The organism is Streptomyces globisporus, from assembly GCF_003501885.1.
Classification (GTDB): domain Bacteria; phylum Actinomycetota; class Actinomycetes; order Streptomycetales; family Streptomycetaceae; genus Streptomyces; species Streptomyces globisporus_D.
This window is the reverse complement of record NZ_QWFA01000049.1, coordinates 1-20255: the sequence shown is the minus strand read 5'-3', so window position 1 is coordinate 20255 and position 20255 is coordinate 1. Positions and strand designations below refer to the sequence as shown.

The following is a 20255-nucleotide window of genomic DNA, read 5'->3' as shown; positions in this document are numbered from 1 at the left end:
CCGGGGGCTACTGCGAGACGGGTTCGCGGTTGTCCTCGGCGAGCTGTTCCAGGAACGGCTCCACCGCGGCCCGCCAGCCCTCGGGCTGGTCGTAGTGGACGAGGTGGCCGGCGTCGGCCACCTCCGCGTACTGGCCGCGGGGCAGGACCCGGACCATCTCCTGGGCCTCGGCGCGGCCCAGCTCCCCGTCGAGGCCGCGCAGCACCAGTGCGGGGCACCGGACCTGCGCCAGCTCCTCCCAGTGGGCGTCGAAGACCCAGGTGGCGCGGGAACGCAGCATCTGGCGGCGGGAGAAGACGGGGCGCCAGCCGTCCTCGCCCTCGGCCATCACCTCGGCGTAGAACTCGCCCCGGGCGGGGCTCGGCCGCTCCACCCAGGGGTCGTCCTCGCCGAACCACTTCCGGACGTCGGCGAGGGTGGCGAAGGGCAGCGGCCAGGCGTCGAACCAGTCGCTCCACTCGCGCTGGGAGGCGGCCCCGAGGGCGGAGGCCCGCATGTCGCAGATGACGACGGCGCGGACGAGGTCGGGGCGCTTGGCGGCGAGCTGCCAGCCGGTGAGCGCTCCCATGGCGTGGCCGACGACGGTGACCGGGCCGAGTTCGAGCTGTTCGATCGCGGCCTCGGCGTCGGAGACGTAGGCGTCGCGGGTGTACGGGCCGTCGGCGGGCTTGTCGCTGCGGCCGTGGCCGCGCTGGTCGAGGCCGACCGCGCGGTGCCGTTCGGCGAGCCAACGGGCGGTCGGGGCCCAGTGCGAGGCCCGGCCCATCAGCCCGTGCAGCAGTAAGACCCCGGGAGCGCCGGCCGCTTCCGCGCGCTCCTTGGGCGGGTCGGCGAACTCCCATGCCGCGAGGCGTACGCCGTCGGTTCCGGTTACGTCGATGCGCCGCACCATAGTCCTGGCACCCCCTTCTGGTCCTCGATCACCGTGTGGTCGCGCCGCCAGGCTATCGAACTCATATTCGAAAACAGGGTTCCGCCACCCAACACCCCACGTTCGAGTGACACCGGTCAAGGATTGATGCCGACCGGCCTGGGGAGATCTTCAGCGGGAGGCGGGCCGCTCGGGGACAGGGGCTCGCGGGAACTGACCTTGAGAGCTCGGGGCTCCGGGTCAGCACAGGGGAGGAACGGCCCCGGCGTCTTCGGACGCCGGGGCCGCCCCGTGTCCGGGGGCGACCGTCGGCGGTCTCGACAACGATGGCAACCGCGCGGTGCGCGTGATGCTGCGACGGGCGCATTCCCTGCTCCCTCCCCGACCGTGCCGACCCGAGCCGGCCGACACCCCCAGGTCCTCTGCCTGGCATCAGCCTGGCATGTGACGCGTCCGGGCGCTGCCGTTCCGGACGGAAATCGGCGACCGCACATCACGGTTGTGTTGCCGCGCGACAACAGTGCCGCCATCGGGCGGCGGCGCGGTCAGCGCTTGGCGACGAACACGTGCGAGGCGACCTCGGTGTCCAGCTCGGCCGCCTCCCCGCTGGAGCCGACCAGCACCCCGCCGGGCGACTCGGTGACGCTCACGACGGACCCGGGCTGCACCCCGGCCCTGCGCAGCGTGTACATCAGCTGGGCGTCGGTCTGGATCGGCTCCCCGATCCGCCGCACCACCACGGTCTTGCCCTCGGCGCCCGGGTCCAGCTCGGCCAGGCTCACCATGGAGGCGTCCAGGAACGACTCGGCCTCGGCCTTCTCGCCCAGCTCCTCCAGGCCCGGGATGGGGTTCCCGTACGGCGACTCCGTCGGGTGGCGCAGCAGCTCCAGCACCCGCCGTTCCACCGCCTCGCTCATCACGTGCTCCCAGCGACAGGCCTCGGCGTGGACCTGCTCCCACTCCAGGCCGATCACGTCCACGAGCAGACACTCGGCGAGCCGGTGCTTGCGCATGACGCGGGTGGCGAGGCGGCGGCCCTCCTCGGTCAGCTCCAGGTGGCGGTCCCCCGCGACCTGGACCAGCCCGTCGCGCTCCATGCGGGCCACCGTCTGGCTGACGGTCGGACCGCTCTGGTCCAACCGTTCAGCGATCCGGGCGCGCATGGGGACCACGCCTTCCTCTTCCAGTTCGAGGATGGTGCGGAGATACATCTCCGTGGTGTCGATCAGTCCGGACATACGTGCCCCTCGATGCTGTGACTAGAAAACGTCGTGCGATGGCCCTGCACCAATTCTGACGCATAGCGCCGACAACCGTGCCGCCCCTGTGGAAGACCGGTGGAAGAGGGTGCGGGCGCGGGCGCCGGGCGGTATTGACAGTCCACTGGTCCAGACCGCAACGTGATCGGCGGCACAGGCATTCCCGGGCCGCCGAACGCCCGCACCCCACCCCGTCGAAAGGGCTCTCCCCCATGAGCGACAGCAAGCTGGCCGGTCAGTTCTTCGATGCGGCGATCGGCCTGCTGACGCGGGTGCGGGACGAGGAGGCGGAGAGCATCGCCGCCGCGGGCGCGGCCGTCGCGGACACCGTCGAGTCGGGCGGCCGGCTCTTCGCGTTCGGCGCGGGCCACTCCTCGCTGGCCGCCCAGGACGTCGTCTACCGCGCGGGCGGCCTCGCCCTGATGAACCTGCTCACCGTGCCCGGCGTGGTCGGTGTGGACGTCATGCCCGCCCCGCTCGGCTCGGCGCTGGAGCGGGTCGACGGGCTCGCCTCGGCCGTCCTGGACTCCAGCCCCGCCACCGCCGGGGACCTCCTGGTGATCGTCTCGCTGTCCGGGCGGAACGCCCTGCCGGTCGAGATGGCGCAGAACGCCCGCGCCCTCGGGCTGACGGTCATCGGCGTCACCTCGGTCGCGTACGCGGAGAACACCCGCTCCCGGCACGCCTCGGGCGGCTTCCTGCGGGACCACTGCGACATCGTCCTGGACAGCAAGATCGCGATCGGCGACGCGGAGCTGACGGTGCCCGGCGTCGAGGCCCCCTTCGCCCCCGCCTCGACCGTGGTGACCAGCGCGATCATGCAGTCGATGCTGGCGGCCGCCGTGGAGCGGCTGGTGGCCCGGGGTGTGGAGCCGCCGATGCTGCGCTCGGGGAACGTGGACGGCGGCCACGAGTGGAACGGCCGGGTGATGACGGAGAACCGGGACCGGATCTTCTACCGCCACTGAGCGAGCACCTCCGGTGGCCCCGGCTGCCGTCACCGAGCCCGGGCCACCGGGCGTCGTGCGGGCACGACGCGCGCCCCGGCCTCCGGGGCGCGCGTCGGCAGGGTGACCCGGGCCGTCAGCCCGCCGCCCGGGTTGGCCCGCGCGGCGACGTCCCCGCCGTGCGCCCGCGCGACCGACGCCACGATGGAGAGCCCGAGGCCCGCGCCCTCGCCGGGTGCGTGGCGGCGGGCCCGCGCCCGGCGGAACGGTTCGAACAGCAGCGGCACGGTCGCCGGGTCCACCCGGGGCCCGGTGTTGGCGACCTCCAGGCCGCCCGGGCCGACCCGGACGGTCACGGTGCCGCCGGGGTGGTTGTGGCGCAGCGCGTTGGCGACCAGGTTGTGCACGAGGTGGTCGAGGAGGACCGCGTCGCCCTCGACCGTCACCGGCCGGGCCGCCACCTCGACGGTGATGTCCCGCTCCGCCGCCTCGGCGGCCAGCGCCCCGGTGATCGTGGTGACGGTCTCGTCCAGGGCGACCCGCTCCCGCCGCCGCAGCCCCTCGTCGGAGACCGCGAGGAGCAGCAGCCCCTCGATGAGCCGCTCGCTGTTGTCCGCGGTGTCGATGAGCTTGTCCCGGATCCAGGCGACCTTCTCGGGCGGCGGGTCGTCGGCGAGCCCGATCTCGGCGGCGGCCCGCTGCACCGCGAGCGGGGTGCGCAGTTCGTGGGCGGCGTTGGCGGCGACCAGCTGCTGGATCCGGTCGAGCATCCCGTCGAAGGTGTCGGCCAGCTCCTTCAGCTCGCCGGGCGGGGCCTTCAGCGCGATCCGTTCGTGCAGGTTGGAGCCGGAGAGCCGGCGGGCGCGGGCGGTGATGACGCCGACCGGCCGCAGCACCCGGCCCGCCATCCACCAGGCGAGCGCGACGGAGAGCGCGGAGTAGACCGCGAGGGAGACCCCGGAGACCGTCAGCAGCTGGCTGAGGGCCGCGTCGCCCGCCGCGGTGCCGACCTTCTGCGCGACCGCGTACTGCCCGGGTTCGATGACGGCGGTCTGCGCCCAGTCCGAGGTGGGCAGGGCGGGGGCGGCCGTCCCCGCGTCCAGCCGGGCGGTGGGGACGGCCGGGGCGACGGCGGTGACGATCCCGGCGTACACGTTCTCGCTGACCAGCAGGTAGACGATGGCCAGGAGCAGGACGCCGGCCATGACCAGCAGTCCGCCGTACAGCGCGGCGAGACGGGTGCGCTCACTGTTCACGGAGTGCCGCTCCCGGTCGCGGGGCCGTCTTCGGGGGCCGGCCCGGTACCGCCGTCCCCGATGCGGTATCCGGCTCCGGGCACGGTCTCGATCACGGGTGGCGCCCCCAGTTTCGTACGGAGTTTGGAGAGGGTGACGCGGACCGCGTTGGTCCGGTAGCTGGTGTCCGCCTCCCACACCTCCTCGATCAGGTCCTCGCCGCTGACGACCGCGCCCTCGGCGCGCAGCAGGGTCTCCAGCACGGCGAACTCCTTGCGGGACAGCGAGAGGAAGCGGCCGTCGCGGCAGACCTGGCGGCGGGCGGTGTCGAGCGTCAGCCCGGCCCGCTCCAGGACGGGCGGCAGGGCGGGGCGGGCGCGGCGGCCGAGGGCAAGGACCCGGGCGAGGAGTTCGTCGTACGCGAACGGCTTGGTCAGGTAGTCGTCGGCGCCGAGCCCGAGGCCGGCCACCCGGTCCCGTACGGTCCCCGCGGCCGTGAGCATCAGGATCCGGGTCAGCAGGCGCAGGGCGACCACGCGGCGGCACACCTCGTCGCCGTGCAGCCCCGGCAGATCGCGGTCGAGGATCATCACGTCGTACGCGCCGAACCGCAGCCGCTCCAGCGCCGCCCGGCCGTCGGGCGCGATGTCCACGGCGACGGCGTCACGGCGCAGCCCCTCGGCGATCATCTCCGCCAGGAATTCCTCGTCCTCCACCACCAGCACGCGCATGGGCCCTGTGTACCCGAAAGCGATGTTTCGCCGGTGTAAGCATCGGCGCTGAGAGAAACGAAACAGCGTCCTCGCGCACGCTCGGGCCGACGTACCCGACCTGCCGGCAACCGACGAGGAGCCCCCATGAACCAGACCCTTTCCGGCCGGACCGCCGCGCGCTCACGCGGGCGGTCCCTCGCCGCGGCCTGTGCGCTGGTCGCCGCCCTCGCCCTGACGGCCACCGCGTGCTCGGGCGACGGCGGCGGGACGAAGGGCGGCGGATCGCCGTCGGCGTCCGACGGCAGGAAGACGAAGGAGGACCAGGCGCTGGAGCACCGTAAGTGTCTCCGGGAACAGGGCCTGGACATCCCCGAGCCGAAGCCGGGCGAGAACGGCATGGGCGTGACCATCGACGGCGGCTCGATGGGCAAGGAGAAGATGGAAAAGGCGTTCAAGGCCTGCGAGGACAAGGCGGTCGGCGGCGGGCCCAAGGAGCTGACGCAGGCGGAGAAGGACAAGATGGTCGCCTACGCCCGGTGCATGCGCCGGAACGGCTTCGACATGCCCGACCCGAAGTTCGACGGCGGGGCGATGCAGGCGGCTCCCGCGCTGAGGTCGAAGGACATGAAGAAGTTCGAGAAGGCCAACAAGGCGTGCGAAAGCGTCGGCCGATGAAGCGGGGACGGGCCGTGACGGCGGCGGTGGCGGTGGCCGTGCTCGCGGTGACGGCCGGCTCGGTCGCCCTCACCCAGTTCGGCGGCGAGCAGGAGGCCGGCGCGGCGAAGAACGCCGGGCTGCCCCCGGCCACCGCCACGGTCGAGCGCGGGGACCTGCGCGACAGCGCCCAGGCCGACGGGACGCTCGGCTACGACAAGGAGCGCAAGGTCAACGCGGGCGCGGCAGGCACGGTCACGTGGACGCCGCGCACCGGCTCGACCGTGGAGCGGAACGAGCGGCTGTACGAGATCGACGGGCGTCCGGTCCGGCTGATGTACGGCTCCGGGCCCATGTACCGGACGCTGAAGCCCGGCGACAAGGGCCGGGACGTGGAGCAACTGGAGCGCAATCTCGCGGAGCTGGGCTACACGGGCTTCACCCCGGACCAGGAGTACACCGAGCTGACGGCGGCGGCCGTCAAGCGCTGGCAGAAGTCCCACGACGCGCGGCAGACCGGGAAGGTCGGGCCGGGGGACGTCACGTTCGCCCCGGGGAAGGTCCGGATCAAGAGCGTCGGGGCGGGCGTGGGCGAGCAGGCCCAGCCGGGCGCCCCGGTCCTGGTCACGACCGGCTCCGAGCGCATCGTCACCTTCGAACTCGATGTGGCGGAGAGCCAGTTGGCGAAGACGGGCACGAAGGTGAGCGTGGAGCTGCCGGACGGCACGACCGCGCCCGGGAAGGTCTCGTCGGTGGGCCGGACCGCGAAGCCCGGCGACGACCCGCAGGACGACAGCCCCAAGGTCACGCTGACCGTCTCCTTCGACGACCCGGACGAGGTCGGCGGCTTCGACCAGTCGCCGGTGACGGTGAACCTGACGGGCGAGACCCGCGAGGGCGTCCTGACCGTGCCGGTGAACGCGCTGCTCGCGCTGCCCGGCGGCGGCTTCGGCCTCCAGGTCGTCCAGGGCGGGAAGACCCGTGAGGTGAAGGTCGAGCCGGGCATGTTCGCGGAGGGCCGGGTCGAGGTGTCCGGCGGCGGTCTGCGCGAGGGCATGAAGGTCGGGGTGCCGAAGATATGAGCACCGGCACCGCCGTGGGCCCGGCGCCCCACCCCCGTACGGTCGTCGCCCTCACCGGCGTCACCAAGGAGTACCCCGGCCCGGTCGCCGCGCTGCGCGGGGTGGACCTCACCGTGGAGGAGGGCGAACTCCTCGGCATCGTGGGCCCGTCGGGCTCCGGCAAGTCCACGCTGCTGCACATCATCGGCACGCTGGACCGCCCCACCGCGGGCTCCGTCCACATCGCGGGCCACGAGGTGGCGGCGCTCTCCGACCGCCGGCTCTCCGCGCTGCGGGCCCAGCACGTGGGCTTCGTCTTCCAGGCGTTCCACCTGGTGCCGGGCGTCAGCGCCCGCGACAACGTGGCGGAGGGCCTGCTCTACTCGGGCCTCTCCCGCTCGGTGCGCCGTCGCCGGGCGGCCGACGCGCTGGCCCGGGTCGGCCTCGCGGACCGCCTCGACCACAAGCCGCATCAGCTGTCCGGCGGCCAGAAGCAGCGCGTCGCCATCGCCCGGGCGGTGGTGGGCGAGCCCGCGCTGCTGCTGGCGGACGAGCCGACCGGGGCGCTCGATTCGGCGTCGGGGGCGGCGGTGATGGAACTGCTGCGCGACCTGAACCGGGAGGGGGCCACGATCGCCGTGATCACTCACGACACGGAGATCGCGGCGCAGTTGCCGCGCGAGGTGCGGATCCGGGACGGCCAGGTGGTCGCGGACGTGACCCACGGGACGGCCGCGACGACGGGAGCGGCGCTGTGAACGGGGAGCGCGGCCGAGGTGGGGGGCGGGGTCGGGGAAAGCTGAAGGCGGCCCGGCTGAGCCCCCGGGACGTAGCTCATGTCGGCTCGTCCGGACTGCGCAGCCGCCCGATGCGGGTGGTGCTCTCGGCCCTGGGCATCGCCATCGGCATCGCCACGATGATCTCGGTGGTCGGCATCTCCGCCTCCAGTCAGGCACAACTGCTGCGCGAGCTGGACAAGTTGGGCACGAATCTGCTCGTCGCCTCGCCCGGCGAGTCGATGTTCGCCGGGGAGGAGGTGAAGCTGCCGGAGGAGTCGGTCGGGATGGTGGGCCGAATCAAGGGCGTCCAGGACGTGGGCGCGACGGCCGATCTGAACGCGACCGTACGCCGCACCGACAAGGTCGACGAGGACGACACCGGCGGGATCGCGGTGAAGGCGACGACGGCCGACCTGCTGCGCGTCCTGCGCGGCGAGGTGGGCAGCGGCAGCTGGCTGAACGCGGCGACCGGGCGCTACCCCTCGGTCGTGCTCGGCCATGTGGCGGCAGAGCGCCTGGGCATCACGGAGCCGGGCCGCCAAGTGTGGCTGGGCGACCGCTACTTCACGGTCGTCGGCATCCTCGCCCCGCTCCCCCTTGCCCCGGAGATCGAACGTTCCGCCCTGGTCGGCTGGGAGGGCGCGAAGCGCCTGCTGGACTTCGACGGCCACCCGACATCGGTGTACGAGCGCTCGGCGGACGCGGCGGTCGAGGACGTACGCACGGTGATGGCGGCGACGGTCGACCCGCAGAACCCGCAGAACGTGAAGGTCACCGACCCGTCGTCGGCGCTCCGCGCGAAGGCGGCGACCGAGGGGGCGTTCAGCAGTCTGCTGCTGGGCCTGGGCGGTATCGCCCTGCTGGTCGGCGGGGTCGGGGTGGCCAACACCATGATCATCTCCGTCCTGGAGCGGCGGTACGAGATCGGCCTGCGCCGCTCGCTGGGCGCGACGCGGGGCCAGATCCGGATCCAGTTCGTCACGGAGTCGCTGATGCTGTCGGGCCTGGGCGGCCTGGCGGGCGTGGCGCTGGGCGCGGCGGCGACGGGGGTGTACGCGCAGTCCGGCGGGCTGCCGTGGGTGGTCCCGCTGTGGGCGGTCGGCGGCGGCTTCGGCGCGACGCTGGTGATCGGCACGGTGGCGGGCCTGTACCCGGCGGTCCGGGCGTCCCGGCTGTCCCCGACGCTGGCGCTGCACGCGGCGTAGGGGGCGGGGCGGGACGTCCGCCGCGCGGGCGCGGCCGGGCGGCGGGCCGGGCTCGCGAGGACGCGCGGCCGGGCGGTGCCCCTAGGTGTTGCCCGTCGCCCGGGTCACCTGCGCCAGGTCCACCGCTCCCGCGACCCGGGCCGCGACCGTCTCCGCGTACGCCGCGTCGGTACGTTCGAAGGCGGCCCGGTTCGCGGCGCGGAGGAACGTCAGCACGCCCAGCGTCCGGCCCCGGCTCCGGAGCACCGCGCAGAGCGCGTGCGCCGCGTCCCGGGGCCAGCGGCGTTCGGTGGCCCAGGCTGCCGCACCGGCCTCACCGGCCCCCGCGCTCGTACGCACGGTGCCGGTGCGCTCGACGGACTGGAGGGCCGGGTGGCCGGAGGCGTACCGGGCGGGGACGGAGCCCCCGGCGACCAGCAGGCACGGGCCGGGCGCGTCGAACGGTGTGGCGGCCGTACGGACCAGGCGCTCGCCCGCCACCAGATCGACCAGGACGTGGTCGGCGAACCCGGCGAGCGCGAAGTCCAGCAGGGTGGTGGCCGCCTCCATCGGGTCCTCGCACTCGCAGGCCGTGCGGGCGGCCCGGTGCAGCTGGCTCGTCCGGAACCGCAGCCGGTCGGCCTCCTGCTCGGCGAGCTTGGCGGCGGTGATGTCCTGGAACAGCCACCCCACCCCGAGCGGAACCGGTTCCTCCGTCAGCGGCGAGGCGAGCCGCAGGAATCCGCTGCGCCAGCACCGCCGCCGCTCGCCCTCGGCCGTCCGCAGCGTCACCCACAGCTCGGCCGGGGCGCTCGGGGCCCCTTCGGCGAGCACATGGTGCAGGGCGGCCTCCAGCTCCTCGACGCCCTGGACGACCAGCTCGCCGAGCGGGCGGCCGAGGAGGGAGGTGCGGCTCCCGCCGAGCGCGCGGGAGGCGTGCGCGTTGACGACGGTGGGGCGCAGGTCGACGTCGACGAGGACCACGCCCCAGGACGCGTCCTCCAGCAGCGCCTCGCTCAGGGCGATGGCCCGCTCCAGGTCGATCTGGGCGTGCACCTCGCTGAACGCGCAGTAGACCCCGGCCGGCTTCCCGTCGGCGCCGCGCACCCCGGCGGACTGGGTCCGCACCAGCACCCGGCCGCCGTCCTTGCGCAGCAGCGCGAACTCGTGCACCTGCCGCCCCGGCGCGTCCATGGCCGACATCAGCCGGGCCCGCACCTCGTCGGCGTCGGCCCGCCGCACCGCCCAGCCCGCGAAACCGCTGCGTCCGACGGCCTCGTCCGCCGACCAGCCGAGGACGCGTTCGGCCTCGCGGTTCCAGTGGGTGACCGTGCCGGCCGCGTCGAACGCGCAGAGCGCCGCGTCCATGCCGTCGAGCAGCGCCGCCAGCAGCTCGGACCCGTCGGGCGCCCCGGGGATCGTGTCCGCGCCGGCCCGGCCCCGGGGATCGGTGGAGCACCCCGCCGGCCCGCCGCCGGAGTCCTCGTCCGGTCCGATCTCGTCGGTGGTCCCACTGCTCCAGGAAGCAGCCACTCCGCACCCCCCGCAGAACGTGTCGGCCGTTGTCCCACGCGTCACCGCGTGTATCGCTGCACGTCAGACCATTCAACTCGAACGTGACCCAGCACACATCCACTTCGCCCAAATCTTCTGGCCCGGTCCGGCGAATAAATCGCTTGAACCGCGATCCGGGGCGCTCGTAGGCTGTGGAGCACACAGGAAAGGAGGTGTTCCGGAAGTGATTTCTCTTCGGACTCGTGAGGTGGCTGCGGGCTGACGCCCGTCGTCGCACTCTTTCTGCAGTGCAGGCCGGTCGCCGGCCAATCCCAAGCAGTCACCGACCCGCAGGCTCGCCGGTAAGTCCGGCCGGCTCCTCTGTGCACGGAGGAACCAGAGCCTGCGGGTTTCTGCGTTGTACGGGTGTGCCGGGTGACGGCCTCACGGGCAGAGCCGCTCCACCCGCCACGCGGCCCCGGACGTCCCGTCGCCCGCCCTGACGTACCGCAGCCGGTCGTGCAGCCGGTTCGCGTGCCCCTGCCAGAACTCGATCGTCTCGGGCACCACCCGGAAGCCGCCCCAGTGCGGCGGGGCCGGGACCTTCTCGCCCTCGGGGTAGCGGGCGGCCAGTTCCTCGTACCGGGCGATCAGCTCCTCGCGGGAGCCGACGACGGTGGACTGGGCGCTGGCCCAGGCGCCGAGCTGGGAGCCGTGCGGGCGGGTGCGGAAGTAGCCGACGGTCTCCTCGCGGGAGGTACGGGAGGCGGTGCCGGTGACGATGACCTGGCGGGCCATCGGGTGCCAGGGGAAGAGCAGGGAGACATGCGGGTTCGCGGTCAGCTCGCGGCCCTTGCGGGAGTCGTAGTTGGTGAAGAAGACGAAGCCCCGGTCGTCGTACTGCTTGAGCAGCACCGTGCGCGAGGACGGTCGGCCGTCCGGGTCGGCGGTGGAGACGATCATCGCGTTGGGCTCGTGCAGCACGCCGCCGACGGCGACCTGCCGGAACCAGCGGGCGAACTGCTCCATCGGATCGGCGGCGAGGTCGCGCTCGACGAAGTCCTCCGAGCGGTACTGCTCGCGCATGGCCGCGGGATCGGTGGTGGAATCGTCCGGGAGGGGTCCCGTGGAACCTTCTGGTGTGGGCACGGGGCCCATCCTGCCGCAGGGGCCGAGTGTGCCCGGCGCCGAGGGGCCGTAACCACGCCCCGTCGAAAGGGGGGCCTGTGCCGGATGTCACGCTTCCCCGCATCGGAGGAACCCGCCAATATCTTGGGGCAGGCCGCTGTGGCTTCCGCACAGCCCAGCACGCCGCGCACCGCACGCCGCCCGCCGAACTGAGGGAGCCGCCTGATGTCCGACTTCGTACCCGGTCTTGAGGGAGTCGTCGCGTTCGAAACGGAGATCGCCGAACCGGACAAGGAAGGCGGTTCGCTCCGTTACCGCGGGGTCGACATCGAGGATCTGGTCGGTCACGTCTCCTTCGGGAATGTGTGGGGCCTGCTGGTGGACGGGGCGTTCAACCCCGGCCTGCCGCCCGCCGAGCCCTTCCCGATCCCCGTGCACTCGGGTGACATCCGGGTCGACGTCCAGTCCGCGCTGGCGATGCTCGCCCCGGTCTGGGGCCTGAAGCCGCTGCTGGACATCGACGAGGCGACCGCCCGGGACGACCTGGCGCGGGCCGCGGTGATGGCCCTGTCGTACGTCGCCCAGTCGGCGCGCGGCCAGGGCCTCCCGATGGTGCCGCAGAGCGAGATCGACAAGGCGCACTCGGTCGTCGAGCGCTTCATGATCCGCTGGCGCGGGGAGCCGGACCCGAAGCACGTGAAGGCGGTCGACGCGTACTGGACGTCGGCGGCGGAGCACGGCATGAACGCCTCCACGTTCACGGCCCGGGTCATCGCCTCGACGGGCGCGGACGTCGCCGCCGCCCTGTCCGGCGCGGTGGGCGCGATGTCGGGCCCGCTGCACGGCGGCGCCCCGTCCCGGGTCCTCGGCATGATCGAGGAGATCGAGCGCACGGGCGACGCGACCGCGTACGTGAAGCAGGCCCTGGACCGGGGCGAGCGCCTGATGGGCTTCGGCCACCGCGTCTACCGCGCCGAGGACCCGCGCGCCCGTGTCCTGCGCCGCACGGCCCGCGAACTGGCCGCCCCGCGCTTCGAGGTGGCGGAGGCGCTGGAGAAGGCGGCCCTGGAGGAGCTGCACAACCGCCGCCCGGACCGGGTCCTGGCGACGAACGTGGAGTTCTGGGCGGCGATCGTGCTGGACTTCGCGGAGGTCCCGGCGCACATGTTCACGTCGATGTTCACGTGCGCCCGCACGGCCGGCTGGTCGGCGCACATCCTGGAGCAGAAGCGCACGGGCCGCCTGGTGCGCCCGTCGGCGACGTACGTGGGCCCGGGCACGCGGAACCCGCGCGAGATCAGCGGGTACGAGGACATCGTCGCGGGCTGAGCCGGGGGCCGGGGGTGTTCCCGGGGCGGTGAACGTGCCGGTGCGGGGTAGACGTACCGGCACGTTTTCGGCGCATTCCCGGCACGAGGAGGCAGACCATGAGCACGCCCCGCCCGTCCCTGACCCTGTCCAGCACGGTTCTCGACGCTCCGGACGCGGCGGAACTGGCGGACTTCTACCGCCGCCTCCTGGGGTGGGAGACCGTGCAGGAGGAGCCCGGCTGGGTGAAGCTCCTCCCACCCGGCGGCGGCTCGGGACTGGGCTTCCAGACGGAGGAGGCGTACGTGCCCCCGGTCTGGCCCGCCTCCCCCGGCGACCAGCTGATGATGCTGCACCTGGACTTCGAGGTGACGGACCTGGAGACGGCCGTGGCCCACGCGGTCGCGGAGGGCGCCACACCGGCGGACTTCCAGCCGCAGCACGACGTACGGGTGATGTTCGACCCGGTGGGCCACCCGTTCTGCCTGTTCGTGACCGACCAGGTGCCGGGCGAGCCCCCGGCGGTCAGCCCCGAGTGGGTGGCGGAGCAGACCCGGGAGATCGCCGAGCAGGACCGGCTGACGATCCAGGACGCGGTGGCCCCGGAGCCGCCGGACCCGGCCGCCCCGGCACGGCAGGCGGAGCCCGACACCTCGTCGTAGCCCGGGGCCCGCCCCCGGCACGACGGCGCCGGAAGCGTCGGCGGCCCGGTTCAGATCTTCCCGCTCACGAGGACCGTGCGGTGGCCGTCCAGCCGGCGGTCGAACTCCGCGAGGAAGGCCGGGGTGAGGTCGGGCCACCCCCAGAAGGTGAAGCCGAGAGCGCCGAAGGCGAAGCAGTGCCCCATTCCGCTCCAGTCGACGAGCGGGGACGACGCGTCGCAGTGCGCACACCGCACGAGGGCCTCGGCTCCCGCCTCCCAGTCCTCGATGGCCTCGGAGAAGGGGGCCCAGCCGCCGGGTATCTCCTGCCAGGCTTCGTCGTGGAACTCTGTCTCCCGCTCGCAGCGCGGACATCGGGCCGAGGACGGATCGGCCCACTGCCCGGCGTCGAACACGGTCCGGGTGACGTCGACATGGAGCGCCCCGCCCTGCCAGGGCTCGCTCCAGCCGCTGCTGTCGACGACCTCCCGGATGCGCGGCCCCGGCGGATACCCCGGGCCTCTGCCGAGCACGGGCTCGGTGCGGTCGGGTCCGATGACGCCCTCGGCCACGAGCCAGGCGACGACCCGTGCGGCCAGCGGGGCGGCGTCCGCCTCGGTGACATCGCGGTCGACGACGGTCTGGAAGTAATCCCCCACGGCTCCCCCTCCGGCCCTTCCGGCGCTTCGGTTCCGACGATCTCCACTCTGCCACCCGTCTCTGACAGTCCAGGCGGGTTCAGGCGGGCCGGCCCCGGCGGACGGCGATGACGTTGTCGGTCACGGTGGCCGTCTCGCCGCCGGGCCCGGTGGCGGTCCGCTCGGGCGCGTGGCAGCGCTCGGTGTGCCATCCGTCGCCGAGCCGCAGGGACGCGAGGACGTCGTCGGGGCCGGGGAACCGTACGTCCTCGTGGCCGTCCCGCCAGGACCAGGGGGCGAGCGAGGCGTGCTCGACCAGGACGAGGAGGCCGCCGAGGGCGACGGCTTCGGCGGCGCGTCGGAGGACCTGCTCGCGGGGGATCTCCACAGGGGTGTGGAAGTAGCCGGCGGTGACCAGGTCGAAGGCCCCGTCGGGGAAGGACCGGGCGAGGTCGTGCCGGCTCGGGTGGACGCGGTCGGCCAGCCCGGCCCCGGCAGCCCCGGCGGCGACGCGGTCCAGGGCGGTCGCCGAAACGTCGACGGCGGTGACGTCCCAGCCGAGCGAGGCGAGCCAGAGGGCGTCGCCGCCGTGCCCGCAGCCGAGGTCGAGCGCACGGCCGCCGCCGACGCCCGGCCCGGGGGCCAGGGCGGTGACGACCTCGACGAGGACGGCGTTGGGCCGGGTGCCCCACTGCGGGTCGACACCGGCGTAGTGGTTCTCCCAGAACGCGGCGGAGTCGGTGGCACGTGTGGTGTCGCTGCTCATGGCTGATCCCTCTCGTTTCGATGCTCCTTGAGGAGGAAGGTGCGCCGCGGCCTGCCACCCTTGCAAGCCTCCATGCCGTTTCGGCAACCTGACGGGTATGGCAGCCACGAAAGACACAGCGGGGCCCACGCCCGAGGGCGGCAAGGACGGCGTCCTGGCGGCGGTGGGCCCCCGCCTGCGCGAACTGCGACGCCGGCACGGCATGACGCTGGCCGAACTGGCGGAGCGGACCGGTATCAACGAGAGCACCCTGTCCCGTCTGGAGGGCGGCACGCGCAAGCCGACGCTGGAAATGCTGCTGCCGCTGGCGGAGGTCCACGCGGTCCCGCTGGACGAACTGGTGGGCGCGCCCCGCACCGGGGATCCGCGCATCCACCTCCGCCCGGTGACGCGGGACGGCCTCACGTACGTACCGTTGAGCCGCCCGGGAGGGGTCCAGGCCCACAAACTGCTGATCCGCCCGAGCCCGGCGGGCACGGAGCCGGCCCTGCGGACCCACGAGGGCTTCGAGTGGCTGTACGTGCTGGCTGGCCGGCTCCGCCTGATCCTGGGCGAGCGAACGCTCGTCCTGAAGCCCGGCGAGGCGGCCGAGTTCGACACGCATGTCCCGCACTGGCTCGGCCCCGACGACGACCGCACCGTGGAACTGCTCGTCCTCTTCGGCCACCAGGGCGAACGGGCCCATCTGAGGGCCCGCCAGGAGCCTTTGCGAGGATCGGCGGATGGGACGACCTGAGGCAGCATCCGTGAGCCATTCCCCCTCGACCTGGCGACAGCCGTGCCCCGCACCGGCTTCGGCCGAACGCAGCACCCTGACGAAAGCGGTCGCGGACCGCATACGGGGCCGGGGGCCGGGCCGACTGCTGGTCGGCATCGACGGCTTCACGGCAGCGGGGAAGACGAGCTTCGGCCACGAACTCGCCGCGCACATAGCCGAGTCGGGCCGCCCGGTGCTCCGGGCCACGCTGGACGACTTCAAGAACCCGTGGAAGGACCGACACCTGTACGACCGGGAGTCGGGCGAGGGCTACTACCGCAACGCGTACGACTACGCCTCGGCCAAGCGCCTCCTCCTCGATCCCGTCCGCACTCCGGAGAGGACGTCCTGCGCCCTGTGCTCCATGGACCCGCTGACTCAACGGAACCACGCGGCCGAGACGACCCCGCTCGCCCCTGACTCGGTCCTGATCGTGGACGGCGTCTTCGCGTTCCGGCCCGAGATCGACGCGTACTGGGACTTCCGTATCTGGATGGACGTGGACGCCGAACTCTCCGTACGCCGCGGCGCGGAACGCGACCAGGACTGGGCGGGCTCGGACGCGGAGGCGATCCACCGAAACCGGTACCTGGTGGCGGAGCGTCTCTACCTCGACGAGGTGGACCCCCTGCCGAGGATGGACGCGGTGGTGGACAACACGGACTTCGCGCGGCCGCGCTTGATGTCCGCGAAGGGGAAGGGAGCGCTGTGACCTACGCAGCAGAGGTGTCGGAGGCCCGCATCGACGAGGCGGGCAACATCCTGGTCGCTCCTCCTGACGCACAGGGCTCCGACGCGATCAGGGACTTCTTCGGGTCAACGATCACGCCGGAGGAACTCGCCTCCGTCCCGCCCGACCTCACGCGGAGGACCGTCTACGTATGCGGCGACCTGTCCGCCATATCCGACGAGCAACTGCGCTCCGCTGCACGGGTATTCGCGATCCGGGAGCTTTCGCACGGTGACGGCGAGGGCTCCGGCCGCCCGTGGACGGTCGTCGGCCTCGGCCGCGTCCCCCTGCGGGTGCACGGGGCCGGTGTGTACTACCGCCGCTTCTTCGACCTCGACGCCGACCACTTCGGACGGATCAGCTCGGAGCATGTGTTCCAGTCCCTGACGGAGTCCACGAAGCCGGGAACGTCCCATCGCAGCGGGATCTATCTGACGCCCGTCACCCAGGACGGCGACGAACGGCACTTCCGGCTGCTCCGGTGCTCCACGAATCTCTCGGGCCCGACCGAGACGTTCCGCCCGACCGACACGAGCGTGGTCGAAGAGCTGAACCGCGAGGCCGACACCGTCTTCCGGGGCCACGCTCCGCTGAACCACGTCCTCGCCCAGATCTACCGCAACACCCGCGCCACGGCCGAGCGCAAGCAGGCCAAGGCGAAGATCTCGGCCCACGCCGACAAGACCAAGGACATGCCGGCCAACGGCATCATGGCCTTCTGCACCTTCTACGACGGGCTCGACCATCTGCGGCCGATGCCCGAGGACGCATTCGACTACGGGGTGAAGGGGTCCAGCGGCCTCACGCGACTCCACTTCCGCCTCAAGGAGACGGCCGAAGAACAGGGCACAGCGGATGCCCTTCCCCAGCACTTCAGCATCACCCTCCACCCCGGCTCGGTCTTCTTCATGCCGCTGTCCACCAACCGCCTGTACACGCACGAAATCCGGCCCTCGGGGCTGAACGCCGAACTGCTCCCGACCCGCCTGGGTTACGTGGTGCGCTGTTCGAGCACCGAGGCCGTGCACAAGGACGGACAGACCTTCCTCAAAGTGGCCGGAGACTCGGTGAAGCTGGAGCCGCCCACGCAGGAGGGCATGGAGGACCTGCGCAGGCTGTACGCCGAGGAGAACAGGACGTCGTCCTTCATCGACTACGGCAACGATTTCCGCTTCAGCATGAACTCGGGAGACTACGTTGCCCCCTCCCTCTAGGACCTCGGGGATCCCCGACGAAATCCTGACCTGCACCGTCCCGACCGAGGAGAACCTCTTCGCGGAACTGTCGGCGTCGGCCCTGCTCGAGGACGCGGGAAAGGGCCGCCGGGGCGCTGTGCTCACCGGGGTCGACGCGACGGGCGCCGTGCCTCTCGTACGTACGACCACGCGGTACAGCACCCCGGCGCAGCGTTTCCGCCCGGTGCACGAGCGCCTGGCCCGGCGGATCCAGGAAAGCGCGGGACTCCCGACCGGCTTCAACAACGCCCTGTTCGAGAGCTGCACGAACGCCTACCGGACCATGGGCGCCCACTCCGACCAGGCCCTGGATCTGGCCGACGACTCGTACATCGCCGTCTTCTCCTGCTATCGGAACCCGGAGGCCGGCCCACCGAGGAAGCTGATCTTCGCGTCGAAGGACGCGGACGGGGAGAAGTTCGAGGTCCCTCTCACGCACAACAGCGTGGTGGCTTTCTCGGTCGCTTCGAACCGCCGTTTGAGACACAAGATCGTCCTGGCCTCGCCCGGTGAGGCAGAGGAGAACGAATGGCTGGGGCTGACGTTCCGAACGTCGAAGACGTCGGTCCGGTTTCGGGACGGCCACGCCTGCCTCCCGGAGGGCGCCCGGCTCGCCCTGGCCGACGATGAGCAGCGGAGCGAGTTCTACCGGCTGCGGCGCCGCGAGAACCGGGAAACGGATTTCGCCTATCCCCCGCTGACGTACACGATCAGCGAGAGCGACCTGATGCGGCCGGTCTGACCTGCCGGATATTCGGATGCCCCACCGACCGGACCCGCGTTAGGGTTGCCGTATGAACGTCACCGGCCGAAGCACCACCACCGCGACCGCGCGAGCGACCAGCTCGCCGGTTGCCGCCGCCTGACTTCCTCTTCCCCCGGCGACCGGAAACGGTCCGTCGGTAGTGCCGCGGAGCCTCTGGCCCCGGCCGGGTGACTGAACGGTTCCGTTCTCCGGTGCCTCCCCCGCTGCCACGCGAAGGAGCCACCCTCATGCGTACGGACCAACTCATCAGGACGTTCGTCGAGTACTACGAAGAACGCGGCCACCGCCGGATCACCGGCTCGACCCTGCTGCCGCCCCCCGGCGACCCCGTACTCTTCACGACCTCCGGCATGCACCCGCTCACCCCGTACCTGGAAGGCCGGCCTCATCCGCTGGGGAAGCGCCTGGTCAACGTGCAGCGCTGTCTGCGCACCACGGACCTGGACGAGGTCGGGGACGCCACGCACCTGACGGTCTTCGAGATGCTGGGCACCTGGTCGCTCGGCGACTACGGGGGCCCGCGCAGCCTCGACTGGGGGTACGGGCTGCTCACCGAGGGCCTGGGCATCGACCCCGGCCTGCTGCACGCCACGGTCCACGCCGGCGACGACCGGACAGGGACAGGGCCGGACACCGATTCCCTCGAACTGTGGCAGGGCCTCGGCGTCCCCGTGGAGCTCACGGTGGAGGACAACTGGTGGCCGAAGAGCGTGGACGACGACGGGGGCGACGGCCCCGTCGGTCCGTGCGGCCCCGACTCGGAGATCTTCCTCTGGAGCGGCGACGGCCCGCCGCAGTCGACGCCCACCCGCGACGACCGCTGGGTGGAGGTGTGGAACCACGTGACGATGACCCACCGCCGACACGGAGACGGCTCCCTGGTGCCGCTCCCGCAGCGCAACGTCGACACCGGCCTCGGCCTGGAGCGCCTGGCCGCCCTGCTCCAGGGCAAGCCGTCCGTCTTCGCCTGCGACGTATTCGACCCGTGGCGCCGCCTCGTACCGCCCCTGTGGCCCCTGGAGGAGCCCGAACTCCGCCTGGTCAGCGACCATCTGCGCTCGGCCGTCGTGGTGCTCGGCGACGGCGTGCGCCCGTCCAACACGAGCCGGGGCTACGTGCTGCGCCGCCTGGTCCGCCGGGTGCTCACGGTGCTGTGGCGGCAGGACGCCTCACGCAGTCTCGGGGACCTGCCGGAGGACCTGGTCCGGCACACCCTGGACCACTTCCGCCAGGACGTCAGCCCGGCCGAGGTACTCCGGATCCTGCTCGACGAGGAGCGCCGATTCGCCCGCCTCCTGGAACGCGGCCGCAGCGTACTCGCCCGCCCCCGCTTCCAGGGCCCGCTGACGGAGGAGGACTTCCACTACCTCCACGACACGCATGGACTGCCGCGCGACCTGGTGACGAGCCTGCGCCGGGAGTGAGGCGGAATGCACATCGCGCCCACCCGTGATGAGCTGCCCCGCCGGGAAGCTCATCACGGTGCTGGGCGTACTCACCGGCTCAACGCGAGCAGTTCGCCGATCGCCGACACAGGCCGACCCACTGGTAGCGCCACAGGTTGCTCGGCTCGTCGGTCCCCTTGCTCTCGTTGACGTAGAGCGTGCCGTCGTGCGCGACCGCGCCCTGGGCCGGCGGCGAGCTGAGCGCCGAGGGCCGGGCCGCGCTCAAGACGGCCACCGGCGCCGAGGACCTCTGCTTCGAGCGCGGCGCGGGCCGCCTCTGGTCGGCTTCCGAACACTGGGAAGGCGCCGTGAACGCGAAGCCGGCCGAGGAGGGCAAGCCGGAGGGGTGCCTCACCGGACCCACCAGTGCCCATACCTGTCAGCGCGTCCTCTACGCACACAAGCTGAGCTGGGTGAACTCCCAGCCGTAGGCGCCGGCTGCCGGAAGATCACACACACGAACGGCCCCGGGGGAGCACATGCTCCGCCGGGGCCGTTCCCTTCCCGTGCGGCTCCGAACGAGTGGACTTGGCGGGACGCGGCAGGAACGCGGCGCGTGGTCCGGTGGCCGGATGGTGTCGTTGCCGTCCGCGCCCCGCCCCTCCCCTCCCCCGGATGGCGGCACGGGCTTTCCAGGCGGGGGA

At 72.6% G+C, this 20255-nt stretch carries 21 protein-coding genes; 13 read left to right on the top strand and 8 right to left on the bottom strand.

The window, feature by feature from the left end; genetic code table 11:
* Positions 1-7 precede the first annotated feature (7 nt).
* Positions 8-892 carry an alpha/beta fold hydrolase gene (locus D3105_RS11735; RefSeq protein ID WP_118903143.1) on the bottom strand — a complete coding sequence of 295 codons (885 nt, stop codon included), beginning with the start codon at positions 890-892 and terminating at the stop codon, positions 8-10.
* A gap of 524 nt (positions 893-1416) precedes the next feature.
* Positions 1417-2109: a metal-dependent transcriptional regulator gene (locus tag D3105_RS11730; RefSeq protein ID WP_006126698.1), complete on the bottom strand. Its 693-nt coding sequence runs from the start codon at positions 2107-2109 to the stop codon at positions 1417-1419.
* 233 nt (positions 2110-2342) lie between these two features.
* Here D3105_RS11730 and D3105_RS11725 point away from each other — a divergent pair, with 233 nt between their 5' ends.
* Entirely contained in the window at positions 2343-3098 is a 756-nt protein-coding gene (locus D3105_RS11725; RefSeq protein WP_118903142.1) for an SIS domain-containing protein, read from the top strand.
* 29 nt (positions 3099-3127) lie between these two features.
* Here the strand turns inward: D3105_RS11725 and D3105_RS11720 are convergent, their stop codons facing one another.
* On the bottom strand, positions 3128-4333 hold the full coding sequence (locus D3105_RS11720) for a HAMP domain-containing sensor histidine kinase (RefSeq protein ID WP_118903140.1): 1206 nt from the start codon (positions 4331-4333) through the stop codon (positions 3128-3130).
* Positions 4330-5043, bottom strand: coding sequence for a response regulator transcription factor (locus tag D3105_RS11715; protein WP_118903138.1), 714 nt, complete (start codon positions 5041-5043; stop codon positions 4330-4332). The genes D3105_RS11720 and D3105_RS11715 overlap by 4 nt, the downstream gene beginning before the upstream one ends.
* 126 nt (positions 5044-5169) lie before the next feature.
* On the opposite strand from D3105_RS11715, the gene D3105_RS11710 reads away from it, so the two are divergent.
* The 4 genes from D3105_RS11710 to D3105_RS11695 are packed head-to-tail and all read left to right on the top strand — an operon-like array spanning position 5170 to position 8724.
* Positions 5170-5700, top strand: coding sequence for a hypothetical protein (locus D3105_RS11710; RefSeq protein ID WP_118903135.1), 531 nt, complete (start codon positions 5170-5172; stop codon positions 5698-5700).
* Positions 5697-6761 (top strand): efflux RND transporter periplasmic adaptor subunit, encoded by a 1065-nt coding sequence (locus tag D3105_RS11705; protein ID WP_206272711.1) that lies wholly within the window; start codon positions 5697-5699, stop codon positions 6759-6761. The genes D3105_RS11710 and D3105_RS11705 overlap by 4 nt, the downstream gene beginning before the upstream one ends.
* Positions 6758-7498, top strand: a complete 741-nt coding sequence (locus D3105_RS11700) for an ABC transporter ATP-binding protein (protein ID WP_118903131.1) — start codon at positions 6758-6760, stop codon at positions 7496-7498. Before D3105_RS11705 ends, D3105_RS11700 begins: the two co-directional genes overlap by 4 nt.
* On the top strand, positions 7495-8724 hold the full coding sequence (locus tag D3105_RS11695; RefSeq protein WP_118903129.1) for an ABC transporter permease: 1230 nt from the start codon (positions 7495-7497) through the stop codon (positions 8722-8724). Before D3105_RS11700 ends, D3105_RS11695 begins: the two co-directional genes overlap by 4 nt.
* 81 nt (positions 8725-8805) lie before the next feature.
* Here the strand turns inward: D3105_RS11695 and D3105_RS11690 are convergent, their stop codons facing one another.
* Both D3105_RS11690 and pdxH read right to left on the bottom strand, forming a co-directional pair.
* Positions 8806-10236: a PAS domain-containing protein gene (locus D3105_RS11690; RefSeq protein ID WP_118903127.1), complete on the bottom strand. Its 1431-nt coding sequence runs from the start codon at positions 10234-10236 to the stop codon at positions 8806-8808.
* Between the two features lie 405 nt (positions 10237-10641).
* Positions 10642-11283 (bottom strand): pyridoxamine 5'-phosphate oxidase, encoded by a 642-nt coding sequence (pdxH, locus tag D3105_RS11685; RefSeq protein ID WP_118903126.1) that lies wholly within the window; start codon positions 11281-11283, stop codon positions 10642-10644.
* A gap of 267 nt (positions 11284-11550) precedes the next feature.
* Here pdxH and D3105_RS11680 point away from each other — a divergent pair, with 267 nt between their 5' ends.
* The gene (locus D3105_RS11680; RefSeq protein WP_010061084.1) at positions 11551-12654 is read left to right on the top strand and encodes a citrate synthase 2; all 1104 of its coding nucleotides are present in this window, start codon (positions 11551-11553) and stop codon (positions 12652-12654) included.
* A 98-nt stretch (positions 12655-12752) separates the two neighbouring features.
* Complete coding sequence (locus D3105_RS11675; RefSeq protein ID WP_118903124.1) at positions 12753-13295, top strand: VOC family protein; 543 nt, start codon at positions 12753-12755, stop codon at positions 13293-13295.
* Positions 13296-13345: 50 nt separating this feature from the next.
* Here D3105_RS11675 and D3105_RS11670 read toward each other — a convergent pair whose 3' ends face one another.
* Positions 13346-13933 carry a hypothetical protein gene (locus D3105_RS11670; RefSeq protein ID WP_118903122.1) on the bottom strand — a complete coding sequence of 196 codons (588 nt, stop codon included), beginning with the start codon at positions 13931-13933 and terminating at the stop codon, positions 13346-13348.
* Positions 13934-14012: 79 nt separating this feature from the next.
* Positions 14013-14678, bottom strand: a complete 666-nt coding sequence (locus D3105_RS11665) for a class I SAM-dependent methyltransferase (protein ID WP_118903120.1) — start codon at positions 14676-14678, stop codon at positions 14013-14015.
* Between the two features lie 97 nt (positions 14679-14775).
* On the opposite strand from D3105_RS11665, the gene D3105_RS11660 reads away from it, so the two are divergent.
* The 6 genes from D3105_RS11660 (at position 14776) to D3105_RS34545 (ending at position 20042) form a co-directional block, all read left to right on the top strand.
* Positions 14776-15414, top strand: coding sequence for a helix-turn-helix domain-containing protein (locus tag D3105_RS11660; RefSeq protein WP_118903118.1), 639 nt, complete (start codon positions 14776-14778; stop codon positions 15412-15414).
* A 10-nt stretch (positions 15415-15424) separates the two neighbouring features.
* Entirely contained in the window at positions 15425-16147 is a 723-nt protein-coding gene (locus D3105_RS11655; protein ID WP_240646874.1) for a uridine kinase, read from the top strand.
* The gene (locus D3105_RS11650; RefSeq protein ID WP_118903114.1) at positions 16144-17379 is read left to right on the top strand and encodes a hypothetical protein; all 1236 of its coding nucleotides are present in this window, start codon (positions 16144-16146) and stop codon (positions 17377-17379) included. Before D3105_RS11655 ends, D3105_RS11650 begins: the two co-directional genes overlap by 4 nt.
* Complete coding sequence (locus tag D3105_RS11645; RefSeq protein WP_118903112.1) at positions 17363-18142, top strand: hypothetical protein; 780 nt, start codon at positions 17363-17365, stop codon at positions 18140-18142. The genes D3105_RS11650 and D3105_RS11645 overlap by 17 nt, the downstream gene beginning before the upstream one ends.
* Before the next feature lie 251 nt (positions 18143-18393).
* The gene (locus D3105_RS11635; protein ID WP_118903107.1) at positions 18394-19590 is read left to right on the top strand and encodes an alanine--tRNA ligase-related protein; all 1197 of its coding nucleotides are present in this window, start codon (positions 18394-18396) and stop codon (positions 19588-19590) included.
* A 179-nt stretch (positions 19591-19769) separates the two neighbouring features.
* Positions 19770-20042, top strand: coding sequence for a hypothetical protein (locus tag D3105_RS34545; RefSeq protein ID WP_165891003.1), 273 nt, complete (start codon positions 19770-19772; stop codon positions 20040-20042).
* Positions 20043-20255 lie beyond the last annotated feature (213 nt).

Bases quoted from the DNA above. Each gene is read 5' to 3' on its own strand.
- D3105_RS11735 (WP_118903143.1), bottom strand. From the start codon at position 892: ATGGTGCGGCGCATCGACGTAACCGGAACCGACGGCGTACGCCTCGCG.
- D3105_RS11730 (WP_006126698.1), bottom strand. From the start codon at position 2,109: ATGTCCGGACTGATCGACACCACGGAGATGTATCTCCGCACCATCCTC.
- D3105_RS11725 (WP_118903142.1), top strand. From the start codon at position 2,343: ATGAGCGACAGCAAGCTGGCCGGTCAGTTCTTCGATGCGGCGATCGGC.
- D3105_RS11715 (WP_118903138.1), bottom strand. From the start codon at position 5,043: ATGCGCGTGCTGGTGGTGGAGGACGAGGAATTCCTGGCGGAGATGATC.
- D3105_RS11710 (WP_118903135.1), top strand. From the start codon at position 5,170: ATGAACCAGACCCTTTCCGGCCGGACCGCCGCGCGCTCACGCGGGCGG.
- D3105_RS11705 (WP_206272711.1), top strand. From the start codon at position 5,697: ATGAAGCGGGGACGGGCCGTGACGGCGGCGGTGGCGGTGGCCGTGCTC.
- D3105_RS11700 (WP_118903131.1), top strand. From the start codon at position 6,758: ATGAGCACCGGCACCGCCGTGGGCCCGGCGCCCCACCCCCGTACGGTC.
- pdxH (WP_118903126.1), bottom strand. From the start codon at position 11,283: ATGCGCGAGCAGTACCGCTCGGAGGACTTCGTCGAGCGCGACCTCGCC.
- D3105_RS11680 (WP_010061084.1), top strand. From the start codon at position 11,551: ATGTCCGACTTCGTACCCGGTCTTGAGGGAGTCGTCGCGTTCGAAACG.
- D3105_RS11675 (WP_118903124.1), top strand. From the start codon at position 12,753: ATGAGCACGCCCCGCCCGTCCCTGACCCTGTCCAGCACGGTTCTCGAC.
- D3105_RS11665 (WP_118903120.1), bottom strand. From the start codon at position 14,678: ATGAGCAGCGACACCACACGTGCCACCGACTCCGCCGCGTTCTGGGAG.
- D3105_RS11660 (WP_118903118.1), top strand. From the start codon at position 14,776: ATGGCAGCCACGAAAGACACAGCGGGGCCCACGCCCGAGGGCGGCAAG.
- D3105_RS11635 (WP_118903107.1), top strand. From the start codon at position 18,394: ATGCGTACGGACCAACTCATCAGGACGTTCGTCGAGTACTACGAAGAA.